Consider the following 22,728-nt stretch of genomic DNA (forward strand, 5'->3'; position numbering starts at 1 on the left):
TCCGGTCAGCCTTCCGGGGCTGCCGGCGGTGGGGCCGGGGCCGTCTCGATGGCCGCGCTGGGCTCCGGGCTGGGATCAACCGGGGCGGACTGCGAGGGCACCGGACCGGCCGGCGGCGGCGGCGCCGGCTCGGTCGTCGGCGACGGAGGCGGCTGGGTCACCGGCGGCGGCGCCGGCTCGGTCGTCGGCGACGGAGGCGGCTGGGTCACCGGCGGCGGCGCCGGCTCGGTCGTCGGCGACGGAGGCGGCTGGGTCACCGGCGGCGGCGCCGGCTCGGTCGTCGGGGACGGAGGCGGCTGGGTCACCGGCGGGGGTGTCACCGGCGGCGGTGTCGGCTCCGGCACCGGGGACGGCGAATTGGGCGGGGTGACCGCATCCGGACCGGGGGTTTCGGGGGCCGGCCCGGTGGACGGTTCCCCGCTGCCGTCCGTGCCCGCCGTCCCGGGGTCAGCGGAGGTGGTGCCGGCGGATCCCTTCCCTTCGGTGGGAAGGGAATCCTCATCGCCCGCCCCGGAATCCTTCCCCTGCGTCGTGCCTGCATCGGATCCGCCGGGTCCGAGCGCGGCAATACCTGCCGGGACCGCCTTGACGGGGGCTGGGGGCGCCGCCGGATCCGTCAGCTGAGAGAACCAGTTCCTCTCCGGTGTGTCGGGATTCCCGCCGCCGCCCGTCGGCTCTCCGGTCGGGGAACTGGGCGTGCCCGTGCGCGAATCGGCCTCCGCGGCGGCGCTCAGGCCCCCGAAGAACCGCGGGCTCTGTGCCGCCGTCGCCGTAAGACCGGTGAGCAGCGCGACGGACACGGCCACCGCCCCGATCCGAACGCCCGTCCGGGAGCGCGCCGTTCCGGCGCCGGCCGGTGCGAGGGCCGGCGGCGCACCGGAGGCCAGAACGGGCCGCTCGGGACTCCCCGGCGCGCCGGCCGGCGCTCCGCCGTCGTCCCCGTCGAGGTCCTCCTCCACGAGCCCGGCGGCGGCGAACGCGGCTCCCAGGGAGATCGATGCCTTGGGGTCGGCGTCGATGGCGATCGGCCGCTCGAGCTCCTCCGAAAGCAGTTCGGCAACCAGGGGAATCCTTGAGGAGCCGCCGATCAGCAGGATCGCGTCGAGGTCGGCGGCCTCAACACCGGCGGCCTCAAGGACCCCGGCGAGCACCTCGACGGTCGAGCGCACCGGATCCTCGATCATCGACTCGAACTCGGACCGGACGAGCCGCACGGAGGTGTGCGCCCCAGGCAGCAGCACCGGGATGGTCGCCTCGGAATCGGCGGACAGGGCCTCTTTTGCCTCGGTGCATTCCCGGCGGACCCGTGCGAGGGCCGAAAGGACCCCGGGGTCGGAGACGTCGAGGTCCGCGAAGGCCGGTCCGGCCCCGGCGGCCACATGGGCGAAGACGGCCTGGTCGAAATCGGCTCCGCCGAGCCGCTCGATGCCGCCCGGCCGCCCGAGCACCGTGAAGGTTTCGGTATCATTCTTGCGCAGCACCGCGGCATCGAAGGTTCCGCCGCCGAGGTCGTAGACGGCAATCGTGCTGCCCGGCTCGATCCGCTCCTGAGAGGCATAGTGGAGGGCAGCCGCCTCCGGTTCGCTCAGGAGCACCACATCGGCAAGCCCCACGCCGGCCAGCGCGGCCCGGACCAGGCCCGTCCGGTGGTCGCCCCAGCCCGCCGGGTGGGAAATGGTCACCGCCACGGGAGGCTCGCCTTCGCGCTCCCCGGCACGGTCCACCACCCAGCGCGCCATCGTGGCGAACAGGTCCTCGGCGGCGACGCTCACCCCGCCGACCACGAAGGGAACCGGGTCGCCGATCCGGCGCTTGAATTCACGCACCATGCGCTCGGGGCACTCAAGCCCGCGCCGCTCCGCGGCCTCCCCCACGAGCATCCGTCCGTCCTCGCCGAGGAACACCACCGTGGGCACCGCGCCTCCGCGCAGCCCCAGGCCAAGGGCCGACGGCGTCGCTACCGAGTCACCGCCAAGGCGGGTGATCGCGGCGGCCGTGAAACTCGTTCCGATATCAACGCCTAGGACGTACGGCATACAGAATTCCTAAATAAATGAGCGTATTCGGTCACCACGGGGTTCCATCAAGCTAACACCGGGCTTCCGCGGGTTACGACGGAAATTCCGCGTAACCGCTACTCATATTTAGGCGCGTGCTACTCGCCCAGGACCTCCGCGGCGAGCAGCCACTGCTCTTCCAATCCCTCGGTCTCTTCCTGGAGTGCCTTGAGCTTCGCATTGAGGTCCGCGAGGTACTCGAAATCGGCGTCGGCCTTCGCGCCCGCCTCCTCCATCTGCTGGTGAAGCCTGCCCTTCTGGGCATCGATCTTCGTGATCTGCCGCTCGATCCGGGCGAGATCCTTGCGGGCCTGGCGCAGATCGGCCTCCGACGATCCGTTTCCCGCACCGCTGTCCTTTGACACCGCGGGGGACGCCGAGGAGCCGGTCACCGCCAGGGACGGCGCGGCCCGCCTCAGCTCGAGGTACTGGTCCACCCCGCCGGGAAGGTCCCGCAGGCGCCCGTCGCCGAGCAGCGCCATCTGGGTGTCGGTGACCCGTTCCAGGAGGTACCGGTCGTGGGAGACCACAATGAGGGTGCCGGGCCAGCCGTCGAGGACGTCCTCGATGGCCGAGAGGGTGTCGGTGTCCAGGTCGTTCGTCGGTTCGTCGAGCATGAGGACGTTCGGTTCACCCACGAGCAGGCGCAGCAGCTGAAGCCGCCGGCGTTCCCCGCCGGAGAGTTCGCTGACGCGGGTCCACTGCTTCTCGTTGGTGAAGCCGAGCTGCTCGACGAGCTGGCTGGCCGAGACCTCCTTGCCGCCGACGCTGAAGACGCGCTTTTCGGCCTCGATCACCTCGATCACCCGGCTGTCCCCCAGCTCGTCGAGCTCGCGGACCTCCTGGGACAGCACGGCGGTCTGCACCGTCTTGCCGCGCTTCAGCCGCCCCTTCGTCGGTGCCACCTCGCCGTTGAGCATGCGCAGCAGCGTCGTCTTACCCGATCCGTTCACCCCGACCAGGCCGAGGCGCTGCCCCGGTGCCAGGCGCAGGGTCACGTTGGAGAACAGCTGGCGTTCCTGCCCGCCGGCATCGATGGTGAGGCTGATGTCCTCGAGGTCGAGCACGTCCCTGCCGAGACGGGACATCGCCATCTTGTTGAGGGCGAGCGTATCGCGGGGCTCCGGGACGTCGGCGATCAGCTCGTTGGCCGCCTCGATGCGGAACTTGGGCTTCGCGGTCCGGGCGGGCGCGCCGCGGCGCAGCCAGGCGAGCTCCTTCTTGACGAGCTGGACGCGCTTGCTCTCGATGACCGAGTTCATCCGGTCCCGCTCGGCGCGGGCGAGGACGTACGCGGCGTAGCCGCCGTCGAATCCGTCGACGATGGCGTCGTGGACCTCCCAGGTGCGGGTGCTGATCTCATCGAGGAACCAGCGGTCGTGGGTGACGACGAGGAGCCCGCCTTCGGTGGGGCGCCAGCGCTGCTTCAAGTGCCCGGCGAGCCACGCCACCCCCTCGACGTCGAGGTGGTTGGTGGGCTCGTCGAGCATGATCACGTCGTGGTCGCCGATCAGCAGCTTCGCCAGGGCCACCCGCCGCTTCTGGCCGCCCGACAGCGAGGAGACCGGCGCGTGCCAGTCCACCTCGGAGACCAGCCCGCCCATGACGTCGCGGATCTTGGGGCTTGAGGCCCATTCGTGGTCGTCCTGGGTCCCGACGATCGCCTCGCCCACGGAGAGGGAGCCGTCGAGCACGTCGGTCTGGTCCAGGTAGCCGACGCTCACGTCGCGCCGGCGGGTGACCCGGCCCGAGTCGGGGGTGGTGCGCTGTGCGAGCAGGCGCATGAGCGTTGACTTGCCGTCGCCGTTGCGCCCCACCATTCCGATGCGGTCGCCGTCCTCGAGGCCGAGGGACACCCCGTCGAGGATGGTGCGGGTAACGAAGGCGACGCCGAGGTTTTCAGCGCCGAGAAGGTGTGCCAATGCGAACTGCTTTCGGTAAGGGGTGTCGGCCGGCTGGCTCAGCCGGCGGTGTCGGTGGCGATCCGCGCGCCGTGCGCCGGGCCGTGGACCGCGGTGGCGGCCATTCCCGCGGCCTCGAGCCGGGACTCGAGCTCGACGGCATGCCCCGCGCTGCGGGCCAGGAACGCGACGGTCGGTCCGGAGCCGGAGACGATCCCCGCTAGGGCGCCGGCCTTTGTTCCTGCTTCAAGGATATCGCCCAGGCCCGGCGCGAGTTCCAATGCCGGCTCCTGGAGGTCGTTGGAGAGCAGCGGCGCCAGGGCCGGGGCGTTTCCGGCCCGCATCGCGCCGAGGATGGCCGGGTCGATTTCGGGCTGGAGCGGCGCGTGGGCCCCCGTGCGCAGCCGGATCTCATCGAGCAGCCGGTACACCTGGGGGGTGGACAGGCCGTAGTCCGCGGGCACCAGCACCCAGTGCAGCGGTGTCTTGGAGATCGCAGGGGTCAGCTGCTCGCCGACGCCCAGGCCGACGGCGGTGCCGCCGAGCAGCGCGAAGGGGACGTCGGCGCCAAGGCTCACGGCGATCTTCGCGAGTTCGTCCCGGGAGAAGCCGCTGCCCCAGAGGGCGTCGCAGGCGAGCAGCGCCGCGGCCGCGTCGGCCGAGCCGCCGCCCATCCCGCCGGACACGGGCACGCGCTTGGTGATGTCGAGGTGCACGCCGGTCGAGCCCGGGCTCACCTCGGCGAGCAGCTGCGCGGCGCGGACGGCGAGGTTGGTGGCATCGAGGGGAACCGCGCCGAGAGGCAGGTTGAGGGTGCCCTGCCCGTTGACGCTGACGGTGACGCCGTCGCCGTCCACCCGGGTCGCCGTGACCTCCTCGTACAGGGAGACGGCGAGGAACACGCTGGCGATCCCGTGGTAGCCATCCTCGCGGGGAGGGCCCACCCGCAGGGAGACGTTGATCTTGCCCGGAGCCCGGACCCGGACCCTGCGCGGGCCACCCCGCAACTGTCCAGCTCTTCCCGACTCCATAGGGTCCAACTTAGATCACCGGCTTCCGTGCGGAAAATCGCGGGCGTCAGGCGGTTGGGGCCTTCCCCTCGGCGATCCGCGCGTAGGCTGCGATATCGAGCACCTCGCCGCGGGCCGTCGGGTCGACGCCGGCCCGCACGAGGGCCTGCTCCGCGAGGACGGGGCTGCCGGCCCAGCCGGACAGGGCCGCCCGCAGTGTCTTGCGGCGCTGGGCGAAGGCGGCGTCGATGACGGCGAAGACTTCCTCGCGGGACGCCGTCGTGGCCGGCGGGTCGTGCCGGGTGAAGCGCACCAGCCCGGAGGCGATCTTGGGCGCGGGCCAGAAGACGTTCATGCCGATCACCCCGGCCTTGGTCATCCGCGCGTACCAGGCCGCCTTGACGGAGGGGACGCCGTAGACCTTCGATCCGGGGCCCGCCGCGAGCCGGTCGGCCACCTCGTCCTGCACCATGACCAGGCCCGAACGCAGCGACGGGAAGCGGGCGAGCAGGTTCAGCACCACGGGCACCGCGACGTTGTACGGGAGGTTCGCCACGAGGGCGGTGGGCGGGTGCGGCAGCTCGGTGACGCGCAGGGCGTCGGCCAGCACGACGTCGAGGGCGTCCGCCCGCTCCGGGCGCCACTGCCGTACCGTCGCCGGAAGCCGGCCGGCCAGGACGGGATCGATCTCCACGGCCACGACGCGTTCGGCGGCGTCGAGCAGGCCGAGGGTCAACGAGCCCAGCCCGGGGCCCACCTCGAGCACAGTCTCGCCCTCGCCCAGCTGGGCCGCGGCGACGATCCGGCGGATGGTGTTGCCGTCGATCACGAAGTTCTGGCCGAGCGTCTTGGTGGGCCGGATGTCGAGCTCCGCAGCCAGCCGGCGGATGTCGGCTGCACCGAGCAGCGGTGCGGGCGGCGGCGTTATCGAAGGCGTTGTCACCTAGTTATGGTAGCCGCCGGGCGGCCTCCGCCGGTCCAGCAGGGCCCGGCAGCGCCGGGGCCCCCGCGCCCTGAAGGGCGCGTCCCGGGCTCAGCGCAGGCCGAGCTTCGAGGCGCAGGAAGGCCAATGACCCCAGCCGCCGCTGCCCTTGAGCACCTCGGCCGTGGCGATCTGCTCCGCCGGCGAGGCAAGGTGCGGCAGCGGCGCGTACTTGCCGCCGCCGGCACCCAGCCAGCTCGACCTGCTGAACTGCAGCCCGCCGTAGTAGCCGTTGCCGGAATTGATCGACCAGTTTCCCCCGGACTCGCACTCGGCCAGCGCGGCCCACACGTTCCCCTGCGGAGCCGGTTCCCCGGCGGGCCGGCCGGCCTCCTTCGCCGGGGCGGCCTCCGGCCGGGGTTTGGCGGCGGGGCGGGTTCCGACGCTGATCTCCTCCGGAACCGGTTCCCGGCTGACCTTCCGGCTGAGCAGGCGGCGCGAGACCTCCCTGCCGTCCTCGAGGCGGACGGCGTAGACGCTGGTGCGCTCCCCGTCGACGCCCGCGACGGTGATTTTGCGCTCACCGCGGGCAAGCCCGGGGTCCTCGGTCTCGACCCTTTCAAAAGCGATGGGTTCGGTGAGCGTGCGCGTGGCCCTGCTCGTAATGCGGGTGATCTTCACGCCGAGGCCGTCGATGACGGCGGTGGAGGCCGGGATGGAGACGCGGTCCTCCGCCCCGAGGGTGATTCCCGCTTCGGCGAGCAGTTCCGGGAGCCAGACGGCCGAGGTGGTGTGCACGGAGGAGGCTCCGCCCACGGTGAGGGTCACCCTTTTCTGGGTCCGGACGGTGATGGCCGAATCGACGGTGGAGAGTTCGGTGGCCCGAGGCAGCGACACCGCCGCGGTGCGGGCCAGTCCCAGCTCGGCCAGCAGGTCGTCGACAGTCCGCACCGTCGTGGGGTGCGTTGAGCGCACGCCGTCGAGGATCAGGTCGATCTCCTGCGCCCTGTGAACCTCGATGGCGGCGCCGTCGGGCACCTCCGCCGTGCGGGCGGGGACGACGTCATCGTGCGGGCCCAGGGGCACCTCGGCCTTGGCCAGGATCTCCTCGACCGTGCCGCCGTAGGTCTGCACCGTCGAGGTGCGGCCCTCGACGGTGAGTTCGACCTGTTTGCCGTTGCCGACGAAGGCGACGAGCCCCGAGACGAGGCTCATCATCACCACCGTCTGGCCCGTCCGCTTCAGCCAATGCCTGCGCACCCTTTTCCCCACCGAGTCCCCCATGTACGAAGTCTCCGGGCACGGGGAATCGCAGCGCGGGATTCGGAGCCTGCTGACAGCGCGGGGCGCACGGATCACCACCGGGCACGCGGTCGGCCCGGAGCTGCTGGAGGCGCCTGCGGGGGCAGCGGCGGAGCACGGGTGCCCCGCCGGTGCAATGCTGCAGGCGGCGTTAGTCCGAATGCCTTCCCCGACCCCGGCTAACAGCTGCTAACCGTAACCGTGCCGTGACCTTAACTTCAAACCCTTCCGTTCCACCCGTCCCACCGGTTCCGGCAAGCGTCAGGCGGGACGGCCGCGGTCGGCTCAGGTAGCGGTCGGTACCAGGAGCCGGTCAGTCCCAGGAACCGATCAGTCCCACGAACCGTAGACGGCGGTCGTGTTCGCCAGGATCCGCCCGCACAGCTGCTCAAGGTCGGCGCTGAGCACCTCCGCCATCGCCCGCACGGTGTACGGCACCACGTAGGACGCGTTCGGCTGGCCCCGGTACGGGTGCGGGGTGAGGAACGGGGAGTCCGTCTCGGCGAGGATCAGCGAGGGGTCGGCGATGGCCAAAGCCTCCCGGAGGTTGCCGGCGTTCTTGAACGTGACGGTGCCGGCGAATGACATGTACCAGCCGTTCTCGTTGCAGGTCCGGGCCAGGGCCGCATCGCCGGAGAAGCAGTGGAGCACCACGCGCTCCGGCGCCCCCTCCTCGAGGACGGTGGCCACGACGTCGTCGTGGGCGTCCCGGTCGTGGATCTGCAGGGCGAGGCCGAGGCGCTTGGCGATGTCGAGGTGACGCCGGAAGGAGTAGCGCTGGCGCTCGATGCCCTCCTGGGGGGTGCGGAAATAGTCGAGGCCGGTCTCGCCGATGGCCCGGATGCGCGGGTGCGCCGCGAGCTGCTCGATCTCCTCAAGCGCCTCCTCGAGCGAACCCTCGGCCGCGAGTTTCGGGGCGTCGTTGGGGTGCAGGGCCACGGCGCCGAGGATCCGCGGATCGGCATCGACGGCCTTCACGGTGAAACGGGAGGACTCGAGGTCCGAGCCCACCTGGACCACCCCGGCCACCCCCGCAGCCTCCGCCGCGTCGAGGGCGGCGCGCAGGCTCACCTCGACCAGCCCGTCGCGGAAGTCGAGGTGGGTGTGGTTGTCGATCACCGGAACCGGCAGCGGTTCGGGCAGCGGCGGGTAGTCGAGTTTCCGCCGCTGGCCCCCATCGCCCTCCGACTTCCGTGCCCTCACCGGGGCCGGACCGGCACCGGTGGCGTCATCGGGAGTGTCATCGGGAGTGTCATCTGGAGTGTCATCGGGTCCGTCTGCCGGCCGGTAGGGCCCGGGGATGGAGCCTGCTGAGTACGCGGAACTGTTGCTCATGGCCCCAGCCTATCCAGCCCGGGAACTTTCCACCCGCGCGGGAGGTTGACCTAGTAATCTAAGTATCTAGTCAGCCAAAGCACGCCCACCGCGGCGGTCGCCGAGGTCATCGCCTGCGCGTCGTATTCTCCGGCCGCTCTCCGCCGGACTCCGACCCGTAGCTGCCCTGCGCGGAAGGCACCCATGGACGTCCAGAACACGACCGTCGAGGATTCCCACCTGCCGGGCGCGGCGGGACCAGACCCGGCGGTTGAGTCCTTTGCCGCGGTGGCGTCGGGGATCCTCGGCTCGATCAACACGGTGATCGACGGCAAGCCTGATGCGGCGCGGCTGGCCCTGACGGTGCTGCTGGCGCAGGGTCACCTGCTGCTTGAGGACGTGCCGGGGGTCGGCAAGACGATGCTGGCCAAGACCCTCGCGCGCACCATCGACTGCACCGTGAACCGCATCCAGTTCACCCCGGATCTGCTGCCCTCGGACGTCACCGGGGTGTCGATCTACAACCAGGATTCGCGCCGCTTCGAGTTCCGTCCCGGCCCGGTGTTCGCGAACATCGTGATCGGCGACGAGATCAACCGGGCCTCGGCCAAGACCCAGTCGGCCCTGCTTGAGTGCATGGAGGAACACCAGGTCACCGTCGACGGGCGCACCCACGCCCTGGGGGATCCGTTCATGGTCGTCGCCACCCAGAACCCCATCGAGATGGAGGGGACGTATCCGCTGCCGGAGGCCCAGCGGGACCGCTTCATGGCCCGGATCTCCATGGGCTATCCCGACGCCCGCTCCGAGATCGAAATGCTCGAAACCCACCAGTCCCTCTCGCCACTGGCGGAGGTCCGGCCCTCCACCACGGCCGCGGGCATCGCGGCTCTGATGGCTCAGGTGCGCTCCGTCTTCGTCTCCCCCGCGGTGAAGGAGTACACCGTGGCCCTGGGCGCTGCGACCCGCACCCACCAGCGGCTGCGCCTGGGCGCCAGCCCGAGGGCCCTGCTTCAGCTGCTCCGCGCGGCCAAGGCCACCGCGGCCCTCGAGGGCCGGGACTTCGTCCTTCCCGACGACATCACGGCCATGGCCGGACCCGTGCTCGCCCACCGCCTGATGCTCGACCGGCGGGCCGCGAGCGCCGGGGAAACCACCGCCTCCGTCGTCGAGAACGTGCTCTCCAAGGTGCCGGTTCCGCGTGATGCGCGCGGGGCCGGGACCCGGGGCCGCTGACGGGTTCCGGCCGGCCATGGCGCTGCTCGACCGACTCCCCACGAACGTCCTGACCCAGCGCGGGTGGGGCTTCGTGATTGCGGGCGGCACGGCGCTGCTGGCCGCGCAGATCCTGGGCCGCCGCGACCTGCTCTACGTTGGGGTCTTCCTGGCCTGCCTGCCGGCCCTGTCGGTGCTGATGCTGCGGCTGATCAAGCCGCGGTTCACCATCGAACGCAGCTTCGCCCCCTCGACCATGGAGACCGGCTCCACGACCACCGTCTCCCTGGCCGTGGCCTCCAACGGCCCGCCGGGGCCGCCGGTCACCATGGAGGAGCACGTGCCGCCGCGCTTCGGGCGCGCCCCGCAGTTCACCTTTCCCTCCCGCAATCCGACGCGCGACGGGGTGAGCCTCTATGAGTACCGCCTCCGGTCCTCAACCCGCGGCCTCTTCGAGATCGGCCCGGTGACCGCGCAGTTCACCGACCCCTTCGGGCTGGGCACCTCCAGGCACCTCCTGGGCCACCCCGACCCCCTGGTGGTGACCCCGGCGCCGCTGGATCTCGTGGCGGCCCCGCTGTCGGGATCGCGCGGCACCGACGGCACGGCCGCCACCCGCCGCCAGGCGAACCCCAGCGACGATGACGTGATGACGCGCGAGTACCGGCACGGGGATTCGATGCGCCGCGTGCACTGGGCCGCCACGGCCCGGCACAACGAGCTGATGGTGCGGCAGGAGGAGTCTGTGACCACGCCCGAGGCCACGCTCCTGATGGACCAGCGGCAGTCGAGCTTCAGCTACGGCTTCAACGCCGTGTTCGGCGCCGATTCCGGCCACGGCGGGGCGGGCATCAACACGATCCCAACCTTTGAGTGGGCCGTGACGGCGGCGGTGTCGATCAGCGCGCATCTCCTGGAGCGCAGCTACGCGCTGCGGTTCCTTGACCATCACGGGGCCCCCGCCCTGCTGCGGTCCCCCTCCGCGCCCTTCCCCGGGGATGAGGAATTCCAGGGTCCCGGCGCGCTGGCTGCCATCGCCGAGGGGCTCGCGGCGCTCGGCCCCGCGCACGACGGCGGCCGGCGCAGCGGGAGCACCGCCGCCGGGGCCGGCCCCGCCCGCCGGCCGGTGCAGCGGCGCAGCGGGAGCAGCCCGGCAGGATCCGCGGTGCCGCCGGGCCGCGGTTCCCGCCGGGAGGATCCCCACCAGCACGACCCCGGCTCCCCTTTCGGCGACGACCTGCTCGACCGGCTCGCGTCCACCCGGCACCGGGGCCCGCTGATCGCCGTCCTCGGACTGCTCACGCCCGAGGAAGCGCGGAGCCTCGCCACCGCCTCCGGCTATGGATCGGCGGCCCTGGCGCTCGTGGTTGTCGACCGGCCGGCAGAGGCCGCCGCCCAGATCGACATCCTGCGCACCGCCGGCTGGTATGCGGCCGCCGCTTCCCCGCGCGCCGACATGCCGGCTGTCTGGGCGGGCCTCGGGCACTCCGCACCGCCCGCACCGGCAGGCCCGCGCACCTCCATTCCCCAGGAAGGTCTCCGGTGACAGCGACGCTCGAACGCCCCGTGGCCGACTCGCGGCAGACCCCCGGCACAGCCGCCGAGGGCCCGTCCCGTCCCGATTATGCGCACTGGGCGGTCAGTGCGGCCGTGGGCGCCGGCGTTCTCGCCGCATCCACCAGCCTCAACGGCGTCATCGAGCCCTGGACCTGGTTCGGGCCGGTGTTCAACACCGTGCTTCCCGTGATGATCGCCATGTCGCTGGCGCGTACGCTGCGGCTGCCCGGGCTGGTCACCCTGCTCGCGGGCCTGCTGACTCTGGGCGGCTGCCTGACGTCGCGGTTCGTCCCCGACCAAAGCATCCTCGGGGTGATCCCCGGGCCAGGAACCGGCGTCCAGCTGCAGATTCTGCTCAACCATGCCGAGGACACCGTCACGTCGCAGGCGGCACCGGTCCTCCCCGGGGCGGGCATCTTCCTGGTGACCTGCGCGGCCATCGGACTGATCGCCATCGCCGTCGACACCCTTGCCACCACCCTGCGGATGCCCGCCGTCAGCGGCATCGGGCTGCTGGCCCTGATGGTGGTTCCGGCGGTGGTCAAGCCGCTGGGCGTCGGGATGGTGCCGTTCCTCCTGACGGTGGCCGCCTACCTGCTGCTCCTGGGCTGCGCGCAGTGGCGTGAAGGCCTCCTGGCAGCCTCGGCGGCTTCGGGTTCCACCGGGTACCTCGGGCGCGGCCTGGCGGTGGGCGCGGCGGCGGTCGCGGTCACGGTGCTCCTGCCCCTGGCCATTCCCGGGTTCAACAGCGGGGCCTTCCCGCAGGGTGCCCGGCTGAACGTGTGGGGCAGCTCCTCCGGGCTCAATCCGGCGGTGACCCTGGGCAATGACCTGCGCAACCCGGCCGGCTTCGGTCGGGTCACCTATGCCACGAACTCCCCCGAGCCGGTGTACCTGAGGGCCGTGACGCTTGAGGACTTCGCCGGGCAGCGGTGGGAACCCGATCAGCGCCGGGATGAACGCGAGCCCGGGCTCCAGGGCATGGGCTCCGAGTCGGTGCGTTCGGCCGGGGAGTTCGGCGCTACGGCGTTCACCCGGATCAACACCGACAGCTACACCAGCCCGTGGCTGCTGGCCCCCTACGCGCCGGTCAGTGTCGCGAGCCTCAACGGGCGCTGGACCTGGGACCCGAAGAACCTCAGCATCCTCTCCTACGACGGCGGCACCTCGGTGCGCCAGGAGTACGAGGTGATCAGCACGCTGCCCGACCTCACCGAGGAGCGCCTGAGTGCCATCCGGCCGGCACCGAAGGGGGCGGTGGCCCCGGTCTTCACGGAGCTGCCCGAGGATACCCCCGACATTGTGCTCGAGACCACCGAAGCGGTCACCGGGCGGCTGCGCAACCCCTACGACCAGGCGATCGCCATCCAGAACTTCCTGAGGAGCCGGGACTTCACCTACTCGGTGGATGCGCCGGTCGAGGGCGGCTACGACGGAAGCAGCATGGGCGTGATGGCCCGGTTCCTGGAGACGCGCGCCGGCTACTGCGTCCATTACGCCGGCACGATGGCGGTGATGGCGCGGGCCGCGGGCATCCCCAGCCGGGTCGCCGTCGGCTATACCCCGGGCACCACGACGGGCGATCTGGCGGCCGGGCCCGACGGCATGGAGCTGCGCGAGTTCGCCGTGGATTCCCGCAACGCGCACGCCTGGCCCGAACTGTACTTCAACGGGGTCGGCTGGGTGCGGTTCGAACCCACTCCCTCACGCGGCGTCGTTCCGGACTACGCGCAGACCATCACCTCGCCGTTTAATGTCCGCGTCGACGACTATGACAACCTCAACCCCGGCGCGGCGGACGTGCCGCCGGGAACGGCCGCCGACCCGGAGGAGACCCCCGCCGGCGCCGCCGATCCTGCCGCTGCACAGTCCCGCGCCGCCGCCGCCGGAACCGCAGCGGCCGCTGGGATGCTGCTCGCGCTCCTGCCCCTGCTGATCCGCTCGGCACGCACGGCGGCACGGCGGCGCCGGGTGCTCTCAGGAGAGGGACCCGGTACTGCGGCCGCCGCCTGGGCCCAGACGACCGAGGTCGCCGGGGACTACGGACACCCGGCCCTGCCAACCGACACCCCACGCGGGTTCTCGCAGCGGCTGCAGGCCGAGGCCGGCCTGCGCGGGCCCGCAGCGGACTCGCTGCAGCGGCTCCAGCGGGCCTTCGAACGCGAGGAATACGCCGGCCCTGCGGCGGCCCCGGCCGCCGGGGCAGGTGTTGCCCTCCTGGCTGCTCCGGCCGCCAGCTGGGACGACGTCACAGCGGTGACCGCTGCGCTGCGGGAGCAGAGCCGCCTGCCGGCCCGGCTGCGGGCTCGATTCCTTCCCCGGTCCCTGCTGCGCCCGACCCGGCAGCGGCCCGGTCAGGAAGCGGTGGACTAGGAGGCGGTGGGTTACGAGGCGGTGGGCTAGGAGGCCGCGGGTTATGAGGCGGTGGGGTCGGCGATGCCGATGTACTGGGTGTAGAGGTACTCCTCGATCCCCTCGGAGCCGCCCTCCCGGCCGAGCCCTGACTGCTTGATCCCGCCGAACGGAGCCGCCGCATTGGAGATGACCCCGGCGTTGAGGCCAAGCATCCCCGTGTCGAGGCGTTCGCCCATGCGAAGGCCCCGGTTCAGGTCGCGGGTGAAGACGTAGGCCACCAGCCCGTACTCGGTGTCGTTGGCGAGCTGTACGGCCTGGTCCTCGGTGGAGAAGGTGACGATCGGGGCGACCGGGCCGAAGATCTCCTCCCTCAGGATGCGGGAGGACCGGTCCACGCCCTTGAGGACCGTGGGCTGGTAGAAGTAGCCGGGGCCCTCGACCGGCGCGCCGCCGGTCATGGCCTCGGCCCCGTCGGCGAGCGCGTCGGTGACCAGGCTGTGGACCTTGTCCCGGCTCTTGCGGTCGATCAGCGGGCCGAGCTTCGATTCGTCCTCGGTGCCGCGGGCGGTCCGCATGCCGGCCATCCGCTCGGCCAGCCGGGCGGCGAACTCGTCGGCGACCGATTCGTGAACGAGGAAGCGGTTCGCAGCGGTGCACGCCTCGCCCATATTGCGCAGCTTCGCCGCCAGCGCGCCGGTGACGGCGGCGTCGAGGTCGGCGTCCTCGAACACGAGGAACGGCGCGTTGCCGCCGAGTTCCATCGAGGTGCGCAGGACGTTTTTGGAGGCGGCGGCCAGCAGGCTGCGCCCCACCGGGGTGGAGCCGGTGAAGGAGAGCTTGCGCAGGCGCGGATCCTCGACCAGCGGACCGGTGACGCCCTGTGCGTCGGTGGTGTGGATGACGTTCAGCACGCCGGCCGGCAGCCCGGCCTCCTCCATCACCTGGGCAAACAGGGAGGAGGTCAGCGGCGTGAGGTTTGCCGGCTTGAGCACCATGGTGCAGCCGGCGGCGACCGCGGGGGCGATCTTGCGGGTGGCCATGGCCAGCGGGAAGTTCCACGGCGTGATCAGCAGGCACGGGCCCACGGGCTTCTTGGTGACGAGCAGCCGGGACTTGCCGTCCGGGGCCATGGAGTACCGCCCGGAGGCCCGCACCGCCTCCTCGGAGAACCAGCGGAGGAACTCGGCGCCGTAGGTGACCTCCCCGCGGGCCTCGGCCAGGGGCTTGCCCATCTCGAGGGTCATCAGCAGCGCGAAGTCATCGGCGCGCGCCGTCACGAGTTCGAACGCCCGGCGGAGGATCTCGCCGCGCTCGCGCGGGGCCGTCCGGGCCCAGTCCTCCTGCGCGGCGACGGCGGCGTCCAGCGCGGCCGCGCCGTCGGCCGGGGTGGCGTCAGCGATCGTGATCAGGGTCTTGCCCGTCGCGGGGTCCTCGATGTCGAAGGAGGCGCCGGTGGAGGAATCGCGCCACTGCCCGCCGATCAGCAATCCGGTGGGAACCCGCGCCAGCAGGTCCTGTTCGCGCTCGACGGTGACAGTCATGATGAACTCCTCGACGGTAAGGGGCGGTGGAAGCGGCACTGGAGCTGCGGCGGACGCGGCCCGGATTCCCGCTCACGGTAGCGCCGCGCGCCCGGGCCTGTCCATACTCCGCTGCACCACCGCATACCGGAGGTGTTGTTCAGATGCACAACCCGCCGATCCGGGCGGCGCGGGCCCCCGAAGCTACCGGGAGGCGACGACAGCGGCGTAGAGCTCGCGCTTGCTGACGCGGGCGTCCTCGGCGACGGCAGCCACTGCCTCCTTGAGGCGCAGTCCGTTCCCCACCAGTTCGTGCACTGCCGCCACGTGATCCTCCGGGCGGGAGGGCGGCGCGGCGGGGGCCCCGCCGACGACGACGGCGATCTCCCCGCGGACCTCGCCGTCCTGCGCCCATTCGAGGAGCTCCAGCAGGGAACCGCGGAGGACCTGCTCGTGCACCTTTGTCAGTTCGCGGGCCACCGCGGCCGGCCGGTCACCACCGAAGGCCGAGCGCAGGGACCGCAGCATCGCCTCAAGGCGGTGCGGCGCCTCGAAGAAGACCATGGTGCGGCGCTCGGCGGCCAGCTCGGCGAGCCGGGTCGACCGTTCGCCGGCCTTGCGCGGAAGGAAACCCTCGAAGCAGAACCGGTCGGTGGGAAGCCCGGAGAGCGCCAGTGCCGTGAGCACGGCCGAGGGCCCCGGAGCTGCGGTGACCGCGATCCCTTCGGCCACGGCGGCCTCCACCAGGCGGTAGCCGGGGTCGGACACCGACGGCATGCCGGCGTCGGTGACCATCAGGAGGGTCGCCCCGGAGCGCACGTCCTCGAGCAGTTCGGCGGTGCGGGTGGCCTCGTTGTGCTCGTGGTAGCTCACGATCTTCCCGCCCACCGTGACCTCGAGCGCCTGCACCAGCCGGTGGAGCCGGCGAGTGTCTTCGGCGGCAACCACATCGGCGCTGGCCAGCAGCCCGACGAGCCGTTCGGTCGCATCACCCATATTGCCGATCGGGGTTCCCGCCAGCACCACGCGGCCGTGGGTTCCGCCGTCGCCCGTGGTTCCCCGGTAGGCGGCGAAGGCCGGGCGGGCGGTGTCCGCCCCCGGCCCTGCGGCGTCGTCGGGGCCGGGTGCCGGGGCATTTCCTGCGGGATTATTCACTACTCAAGGGTAGCCCCTGCGCTGCAGCCCGGCCCCGCCGCCGAGGTGACCGGAGCTCAGGTGGTGCTGACGTCCTTCGTGGCATGGTCGTAGCGGAAGGTGACCTGACCACCGGGGTGGTGCAGTTCGTGGTCGGAACCGTCCCGGACGCCGAAGGCCCCGTAGTTCTCCACCCAGGAGCGGTCGATGGCCACCTTGTAGGAGTACGCACCCGCCGGAAGGTCGGTGGTGATCTTCCAGACCGACTCTTCCTGATCGAACACCATCTGCACCTCATCGAAGTGCGGGGCCCAGTCCTCGGCGGCACCGAGGTGGGAGCCGAAGTTACCGGCGATGGCGACGGCCGCCGGCTGCCCGGCATGCTGCTCCGCCGCGGAGGTGTGCCCTCCGCTTTCAGCCTCCGCCGGGGCGCCCTCGCCGGCATCCTTCGCTGCGCCGTCCGCGCCGTCTGCAGTTGCAGAGGCCGCGGGAAGCGGGGTGTCCGCGGGCACGGGCGTGCCGGCGGCCAGTGCCGAGGCGAAGGATTCCTCGTCGGGGAAGGCAACCGTCGCCCGGAGCCCCTCCTCAGTGATGGTCCAGCCGCTGCGGCCCTTGACCATCCAGCCCGCCTTGACGAGCTTCGCCGAGGCCGTCGTCAGGGTCTTGAATCCCCGCGGGACGCCGCCGCTGAGCAGTTCGCTTTCACGCTCGTTCAGGGGCACGCGGGCGATGGCCTCGGCCAGCACGGCGGAGCCGGGGCCCCCGGCGGCACCCTGCGCCCGGTCGGCAAGGACATCGAGTACGGCCTTCAGCCTCTGGGTCGTGCCGTCCTGCGCCTTCGTCTTCACAATCGCCCTCCATGGGTTCGTCTTTACACCCGGCAACGCGGAGCCGGTGCCGCATTCCGTCAGTGTCAACGCTAAGTGACGTCCGCGGCATCGGTCCAATAGGTAAGCAGGCGGCCGACTTTCCCCGTCGCGGGTTCCTCGGCCGCGTGCTGGGCACGGTACCCTTGGCGCATGGGGAACCACCACCACGGACACGACTCCACGCACCGCGGGCCGCTCGCCGCCGCGCTGGCAATCACGGTGGCAGTCTTTATTCTCCAGGTCATCGGCGCCGCCCTGACGGGCAGCCTCGCCCTGCTCTTCGACTCGGCCCACGTCTTCACCGACGCCGCCGGGCTCTCCCTCGCACTGGCGGCGGCCACCCTGGCCCTGCGGCCGGCCACCGCACGGCGCACCTGGGGCTTCCGCCGGGCGGAGGTTGTCGCGGCCATGGCCCAGGCCGGCCTGCTCCTCGCCGTCGGGCTCTACGTGCTCATCGAGGGCGTACGCCGGCTCATCGAGCCGACCCCCGTCGCCGGGCCCGAACTGATCGTCTTCGGCGTCATCGGTCTGGCGGGCAATATCGCGGCGCTGGCCGTGCTGGCACGCCACCGCTCTGCGAACTTCAACCTCCGTGCCGCCTTCCTCGAGGTGCTCAACGACGCGCTGGGGTCGGTGGCCGTGATCATTGCCGCCGTCATCATCACCCTGACCGGCTGGGTGCGCGCCGATGCGCTGGTGGCCCTGCTGATCGGGGCCCTGATCGTTCCCCGCACCATCCGTCTGCTGCGCCAGACGGTCAGCGTGTTGCTCGAATCGACGCCTGCGGGCATCGACCCGGACGCCGTACGCTCCCATATTTCGAACCTTGCCTTCGTCACCGACGTCCACGACCTCCACATCACGCAGATCGCCACGGGCCTGCCCGTCCTGACCGCCCACGTGGTGGTGGAAGACGAGTGCTATACCAGCGGCAACGCGCACAAGGTGCTCGACCAGCTGCAGGTGTGCGTCGGGCAGCACTTCGATCTCAGCATCGAGCACAGCACCTTCCAGATCGAACCCGCGAGCCACCGCCTCCACGAAGAGGGTCTCGCCCACTAGGAGAGCGCCCGGCGGAAACGATGCGCCCCGGTAGCATGACAGGGTGAGCCACGCCGCCGTCCTGGAACCCGGGAAGTCCCTGCCGGGATCGCGCAGGTGGGTGGCCTCCGCCCGGGCGGCCTTCACCGAGCAGGCGCTGCTGGCCCGGCTCCTCGGTGCGCAGGCGCCTGGCGGTGTGCTGGCCTGGCTGCTGCCGGTGGTCATCGCCGTCCTGGGCGGAGTGCTGCGCTTCGTCCGCCTCGGCGAGCCGGGCAGCCTGGTCTTCGACGAGACCTACTACGTCAAGGACGCCTACTCGCTGCTGCGTTCCGGCTATGAACGGGAGTGGCCCGAGGAGGCCAACGATTCCTTCAATGCCGGCGATCCGTCGGTAATCCTTCCGACCGCCGACTATGTGGTGCACCCGCCGCTGGGAAAGTGGATGATCGCCGGAGGCCTGCTGCTCTTCGGCCCCGGCAATCCCTTCGGATGGCGTTTCTCGGCGGCGCTGGTCGGAACCCTCTCGATCCTCCTGCTGGCCTTCGTCGCCGGGCGTCTCCTGGGCTCTCCTGTCCTGGGGGCGGCGGCCGGGCTGCTCCTCGCCGTCGACGGCCACCACCTGGTGCACTCGCGCACATCACTCCTTGACATCTTCCTGATGTTCTGGCTGCTGCTGGCCTTCGCCGCGCTGCTGCTGGACCGGGAGCAGGGCCGGAGGCGCCTGGCTCGACGGCTGGCGGCCGCGGCCGGCGGCACCGGCAGCCCGCCGTCCGCCGCCCACCTGCGGTTTGGCCCGTGGCTCGGCCTCCGCCCCTGGCGCATCGCGGCCGGGATCTGCCTGGGGCTGGCCCTCGGGACGAAGTGGTCGGCCCTTCCCTACATCGCCGCGTTCGGCCTCCTCACCGTGGCGTGGGACCTCGGTGCCCGGCGCGTCGCCGGGATCCGGCGGTGGGCCAGCGGGGCCGTGCTGAAGGACGGCCTGCAGGCGTTTGCCTCGATCGTGCCGCTGGCCGCGCTGACCTACCTCGTCACCTGGTCCGGGTGGTTCGCCTCCCGGGACGCCTACGACCGCCAGTGGGCCGCAGCCAACCCGTCCGCGCAGTGGGACTGGGTGCCCCCTGCCCTGAGATCGCTGGCCGAATACCACCGCAGCGCCTACACCTTCCACCAGGGCCTGGCCACGGACCACCCGTATGAGGCCCATGCGGGACTGTGGCTGATCCTCGCCCGCCCCACCTCCTTCTTCTATGAAAAGCCGGCCGGCTGCGGCGCGGAGGCGTGCTCGCAGGCGGTCACGGTGCTGGGCAATCCGCTGATCTGGTGGAGTTCGGCGCTCGCCCTGCTCATCCTGCTGGCGGTGTGGATCCGCAGCAGGGACTGGCGGGCCGCAGCGGTTCTTGTGGGCGCCGCCGCGGGCTACCTGCCGTGGTTCCTCTACCCCGAGCGCACCATGTTCTACTTCTACGCCGTCGCCTTCGAACCCTTCCTCATCCTCGCCCTGGTCTATTGCCTGGGCCTGGTGCTGGGCGGCCCGTCGGACACCCTGCGGCGCCGGCGCGTCGGCGTCCTGCTCGTCGGCGCGTTCCTTGCTGCCGCGGTCCTGGTCTCCGCCTACTTCCTGCCGATCTGGACCGCCGACGTTATTCCCTACGAGCAGTGGCGGCAGCGCATGTGGTTTCCGCGCTGGATCTGAGCCCGCACTCCCCGGGCGGCGCGCGCCGGCGGATACTGTAAGGGCCGGCAGCGGTGCGGCACACCGGCACACCGGCACAAGAACCGGGCCGGGCAGGGGGACGACGGGCGGGGGTGGGACGAATGCTCTTTCGGGACCGGATCGATGCGGGACGGCAGCTCGCCGGGCGGCTGGCCGATCTTTCGGGCCCGGTGGTGGTCCTCGGCCTGCCCCGGGGCGGGGTGCCCGTGGCGGCGGAGGTCGCAGCGGCCCTGCGGGTGCCGCTGGATGTGGTGGTGGTGCGCAAGCTGGGAGTGCCCTCCCAGCCCGAACTGGCGATGGGCGCGATCGGCGAAGACGGCACCCGCGTCCTTGAGGAACGCGTGATCCAGCGCGCCCGCGTGAGCGACGAGCAGCTGCGGGCCGTCGAGGAAAGGGAACGATCCGTCCTCCAGGCACGCACGGCCCTGCTGCGGCGGGGACGCGCGCGCATCGACCTCACCGGCCGCACGGCCGTGGTGGTCGACGACGGCGTCGCCACGGGCGCCACCGCCCGGGTGGCGTGCAGGGTGGTGCGGGGCCTCAACGCCGCCCGGGTCATCCTCGCGGCGCCGGTCGCGCCGTTCGATGCGGCCGCCCGCATCCCCGAGGCCGACGCCCACGTGTTCCTCGCCGTCCCCCACCGCTTCCGGTCCGTGGGCGAGCACTACGGCGATTTCTCCCCCGTGGAGGAGGCCGAGGTCATCTCCCTGCTCAACGCCGCGGCCGCCGGCCGGCCGGACTGAGCCCCCCGAAGACGTCCCATTGCGACAAACCGGCCCGCTTTTTCTGCCGCGCCGGTCGCATTCGGGTGTGCTAGTCGCTTTCGGATGCACGCGTCGTCCCGGTCCGCCCGTCGTCGGGTGCGCCGGCCGCGCCGGTTGACGCTGACACGGAAGGGACTTGTTCTTTCCATTGCCCCAGCGAAGTGATAGAACGGGCCACGAGGCGCAACCCCTACCGCTCGGCGACGCGTTCAGGGCTCCCCGAGGGGCAGGCCTGTCCGTTCCGACGGCAGGGCTCCGCATCCGATTGGAGGAACACATGGGCATCATCTCATCAGGGTTTCGGGGGCGCAGGAACAAGGACCAGCCCGGCCTGCCGCCCGGGCAGTACCTGACCGAAAGCTTCCCTGTCCTCTCCGCCGGCCCGACGCCGAGGATCGACACCGCGGAGTGGGAGTTCCAGCTCACAACCGAGACCGGGCAGGCGCACTCCTGGTCCTGGGACGAGTTCCAGAACCTGCCGCAGGAGGAATTCACCGTCGACATCCACTGCGTGACCAGCTGGTCGAAGTTCGGCACGCGCTGGAAGGGAGTGTCCCTCGACACCTTCTTCCAGGATGTTGACACCTCCCACCCCTACACGATGTTCTCCAGCTACGGCGGCTACACCACGAACCTGCCGATGGAGGACATCCTCAACGGCAAGGCGTGGATCGTCCACCAGTTCGACGGCGAGGATCTCGCGCCCGCCCACGGCGGCCCCGCACGGCTGCTCGTCCCCCACCTCTACTTCTGGAAGAGCGCGAAGTGGGTCCGGGGACTGAGGATGATGGAGCGCAACGACCCGGGCTTCTGGGAGACCAACGGCTACAACCTCCACGGCGATCCCTGGCTCGAGGAACGGTACTGGTGAGCCGCACCTGGAGGACCGCCGACGTCGCCGAGGCCCGGTTCGAGACGGCCACCGCGCGGACCATCGCCCTCCAGTTCCCCGAACCGGTCAGCAGCATCGGGGGCCAGCACGTCGATATCCGGCTCACGGCCCCCGACGGGTACACCGCCGTGCGGTCGTACTCGGTGGCCGGGACGCTGCCGCCGACCGGCCTTGAAATCACCGTTGAGGAGTTGGAGGACGGCGAGGTCTCCCCATACCTCGTGCGTGACCTGACGGTGGGCGACCAGGTGGAGATGCGGGGGCCAGTCGGCGGCTGGTTCGTGTGGCAGCCCTCGGACACCTCCCCGGTGCAGCTCATCGGCGGAGGTTCCGGGGTGGTGCCCCTGATGGCCATGGTGCGCTCCCACCGCGCTGCAGCCAGTACTGTGCCGATGCAGCTCCTCTATTCGGTCCGTGGGCCCTCGAGCATTATCTACCGCGGGGAACTCGAAAAGCTCGAGGCCTCCTCACCGCCCCTGCCGGTTGAGTACATCTATACCCGGGAGGCGCCCGCCGGGGAGCCCGTGGGGCGGCTCTCCTCCGCCACGCTGATGTCACGGATCCTGCCGCCCGCGGCAGACCCGGCCGTGTTCATCTGCGGCGCCACGGGCTTCGTGGAAACGGTGGCGGCCTGGCTCGTGGAGGCCGGGTACCCGGAAGGCCGCATCAAGACGGAACGCTACGGCGGAACAGGAGACGGATCATGAGCCTTGGACTCGATGATGGGTTGGCCGGCGGCACCGGAGCGGAAGCCGACGGGCAGGACTGCCTCGATGGAAACGCCCTGGCGGGACCGCTCTCCGAATTCTCCGCAGGGGATCTCACCCTGGCCGAGGGCCGGTGCGAGAACTGCGGGATGACGGGCGTGCTGGCCACCACCCGCGTCTATGCGCACGCTCCGGGGATGACCGCCCGGTGCAGGGGGTGCGGATCGGTTCTGCTGCGGCTGACCGAGGCGGGGGGCCGGACAGTCCTTGATCTGCGGGGGTTGAGCTACCTGAGCATCCAGCGGGACTGACCGGCGGAGACCTGACCGGCGGGACCCGCTGCGGGGACCGGGCCGGAGCGCCGGGAGTTTCGAAGACGGCCGGCGCGCGGCCCGGCATGACGAATGGTCCCGCGGGCCCGCCGCCCGTGCCCGAGGGCGGCGGGTCCGTACCG

At 71.4% G+C, this 22,728-nt stretch carries 18 protein-coding genes; 9 read left to right on the forward strand and 9 right to left on the reverse strand.

Features of this window, described 5'->3' with window-relative positions; genetic code table 11:
- Positions 1 to 5: 5 nt before the first annotated feature.
- From GVV86_RS07930 to GVV86_RS07955, 6 genes are all read right to left on the reverse strand, one after another.
- Positions 6 to 2,036: an Hsp70 family protein gene (locus tag GVV86_RS07930; RefSeq protein WP_159802417.1), complete on the reverse strand. Its 2,031-nt coding sequence runs from the start codon at positions 2,034 to 2,036 to the stop codon at positions 6 to 8.
- 119 nt (positions 2,037 to 2,155) lie between these two features.
- Complete coding sequence (locus GVV86_RS07935; protein WP_159802419.1) at positions 2,156 to 3,979, reverse strand: ABC-F family ATP-binding cassette domain-containing protein; 1,824 nt, start codon at positions 3,977 to 3,979, stop codon at positions 2,156 to 2,158.
- 38 nt (positions 3,980 to 4,017) lie between these two features.
- Positions 4,018 to 4,989, reverse strand: a complete 972-nt coding sequence (locus GVV86_RS07940; protein ID WP_159802421.1) for a 4-(cytidine 5'-diphospho)-2-C-methyl-D-erythritol kinase — start codon at positions 4,987 to 4,989, stop codon at positions 4,018 to 4,020.
- A gap of 46 nt (positions 4,990 to 5,035) precedes the next feature.
- On the reverse strand, positions 5,036 to 5,911 hold the full coding sequence (gene rsmA, locus GVV86_RS07945; RefSeq protein ID WP_159802423.1) for a 16S rRNA (adenine(1518)-N(6)/adenine(1519)-N(6))-dimethyltransferase RsmA: 876 nt from the start codon (positions 5,909 to 5,911) through the stop codon (positions 5,036 to 5,038).
- Between the two features lie 90 nt (positions 5,912 to 6,001).
- Positions 6,002 to 7,174, reverse strand: a complete 1,173-nt coding sequence (locus GVV86_RS18855) for a resuscitation-promoting factor (protein ID WP_201291392.1) — start codon at positions 7,172 to 7,174, stop codon at positions 6,002 to 6,004.
- Positions 7,175 to 7,522: 348 nt separating this feature from the next.
- Entirely contained in the window at positions 7,523 to 8,527 is a 1,005-nt protein-coding gene (locus tag GVV86_RS07955) for a TatD family hydrolase (protein ID WP_159802425.1), read from the reverse strand.
- A 183-nt stretch (positions 8,528 to 8,710) separates the two neighbouring features.
- On the opposite strand from GVV86_RS07955, the gene GVV86_RS07960 reads away from it, so the two are divergent.
- From GVV86_RS07960 to GVV86_RS07970, 3 genes are read left to right on the forward strand one after another with little or no spacing between them, the layout of a single operon-like run.
- On the forward strand, positions 8,711 to 9,742 hold the full coding sequence (locus GVV86_RS07960) for an AAA family ATPase (protein ID WP_159802427.1): 1,032 nt from the start codon (positions 8,711 to 8,713) through the stop codon (positions 9,740 to 9,742).
- Complete coding sequence (locus GVV86_RS07965) at positions 9,711 to 11,267, forward strand: DUF58 domain-containing protein (RefSeq protein WP_246669915.1); 1,557 nt, start codon at positions 9,711 to 9,713, stop codon at positions 11,265 to 11,267. The genes GVV86_RS07960 and GVV86_RS07965 overlap by 32 nt, the downstream gene beginning before the upstream one ends.
- Entirely contained in the window at positions 11,264 to 13,651 is a 2,388-nt protein-coding gene (locus tag GVV86_RS07970) for a transglutaminase TgpA family protein (protein ID WP_159615726.1), read from the forward strand. The genes GVV86_RS07965 and GVV86_RS07970 overlap by 4 nt, the downstream gene beginning before the upstream one ends.
- A gap of 41 nt (positions 13,652 to 13,692) precedes the next feature.
- Here the strand turns inward: GVV86_RS07970 and GVV86_RS07975 are convergent, their stop codons facing one another.
- The 3 genes from GVV86_RS07975 to GVV86_RS07985 form a co-directional block, all read right to left on the reverse strand.
- A complete protein-coding gene (locus GVV86_RS07975) occupies positions 13,693 to 15,174 on the reverse strand; it encodes an NAD-dependent succinate-semialdehyde dehydrogenase (protein ID WP_159802429.1) in 1,482 nt (493 codons plus the stop codon).
- Between the two features lie 183 nt (positions 15,175 to 15,357).
- Entirely contained in the window at positions 15,358 to 16,179 is an 822-nt protein-coding gene (gene rsmI, locus GVV86_RS07980; RefSeq protein ID WP_281406941.1) for a 16S rRNA (cytidine(1402)-2'-O)-methyltransferase, read from the reverse strand.
- Positions 16,180 to 16,364: 185 nt separating this feature from the next.
- On the reverse strand, positions 16,365 to 17,135 hold the full coding sequence (locus GVV86_RS07985) for a pullulanase X25 domain-containing protein (protein WP_425513924.1): 771 nt from the start codon (positions 17,133 to 17,135) through the stop codon (positions 16,365 to 16,367).
- Between the two features lie 171 nt (positions 17,136 to 17,306).
- On the opposite strand from GVV86_RS07985, the gene GVV86_RS07990 reads away from it, so the two are divergent.
- From GVV86_RS07990 to GVV86_RS08015, 6 genes are all read left to right on the forward strand, one after another.
- The gene (locus GVV86_RS07990) at positions 17,307 to 18,218 is read left to right on the forward strand and encodes a cation diffusion facilitator family transporter (protein WP_159615722.1); all 912 of its coding nucleotides are present in this window, start codon (positions 17,307 to 17,309) and stop codon (positions 18,216 to 18,218) included.
- 43 nt (positions 18,219 to 18,261) lie between these two features.
- Positions 18,262 to 19,890, forward strand: a complete 1,629-nt coding sequence (locus GVV86_RS07995; protein WP_159802431.1) for a dolichyl-phosphate-mannose--protein mannosyltransferase — start codon at positions 18,262 to 18,264, stop codon at positions 19,888 to 19,890.
- A gap of 122 nt (positions 19,891 to 20,012) precedes the next feature.
- Positions 20,013 to 20,654, forward strand: coding sequence for a phosphoribosyltransferase (locus tag GVV86_RS08000; protein WP_159615717.1), 642 nt, complete (start codon positions 20,013 to 20,015; stop codon positions 20,652 to 20,654).
- A 298-nt stretch (positions 20,655 to 20,952) separates the two neighbouring features.
- Entirely contained in the window at positions 20,953 to 21,546 is a 594-nt protein-coding gene (locus tag GVV86_RS08005) for a sulfite oxidase-like oxidoreductase (RefSeq protein WP_159615715.1), read from the forward strand.
- Positions 21,543 to 22,274, forward strand: coding sequence for an FAD-binding oxidoreductase (locus GVV86_RS08010; RefSeq protein WP_201291393.1), 732 nt, complete (start codon positions 21,543 to 21,545; stop codon positions 22,272 to 22,274). The genes GVV86_RS08005 and GVV86_RS08010 overlap by 4 nt, the downstream gene beginning before the upstream one ends.
- A complete protein-coding gene (locus tag GVV86_RS08015; protein WP_201291394.1) occupies positions 22,271 to 22,585 on the forward strand; it encodes a DUF6510 family protein in 315 nt (104 codons plus the stop codon). The genes GVV86_RS08010 and GVV86_RS08015 overlap by 4 nt, the downstream gene beginning before the upstream one ends.
- Positions 22,586 to 22,728: the final 143 nt, after the last annotated feature.

Source organism: Arthrobacter zhaoguopingii (assembly GCF_009828595.1).
Taxonomy (GTDB): Bacteria; Actinomycetota; Actinomycetes; order Actinomycetales; family Micrococcaceae; genus Arthrobacter_D; species Arthrobacter_D zhaoguopingii.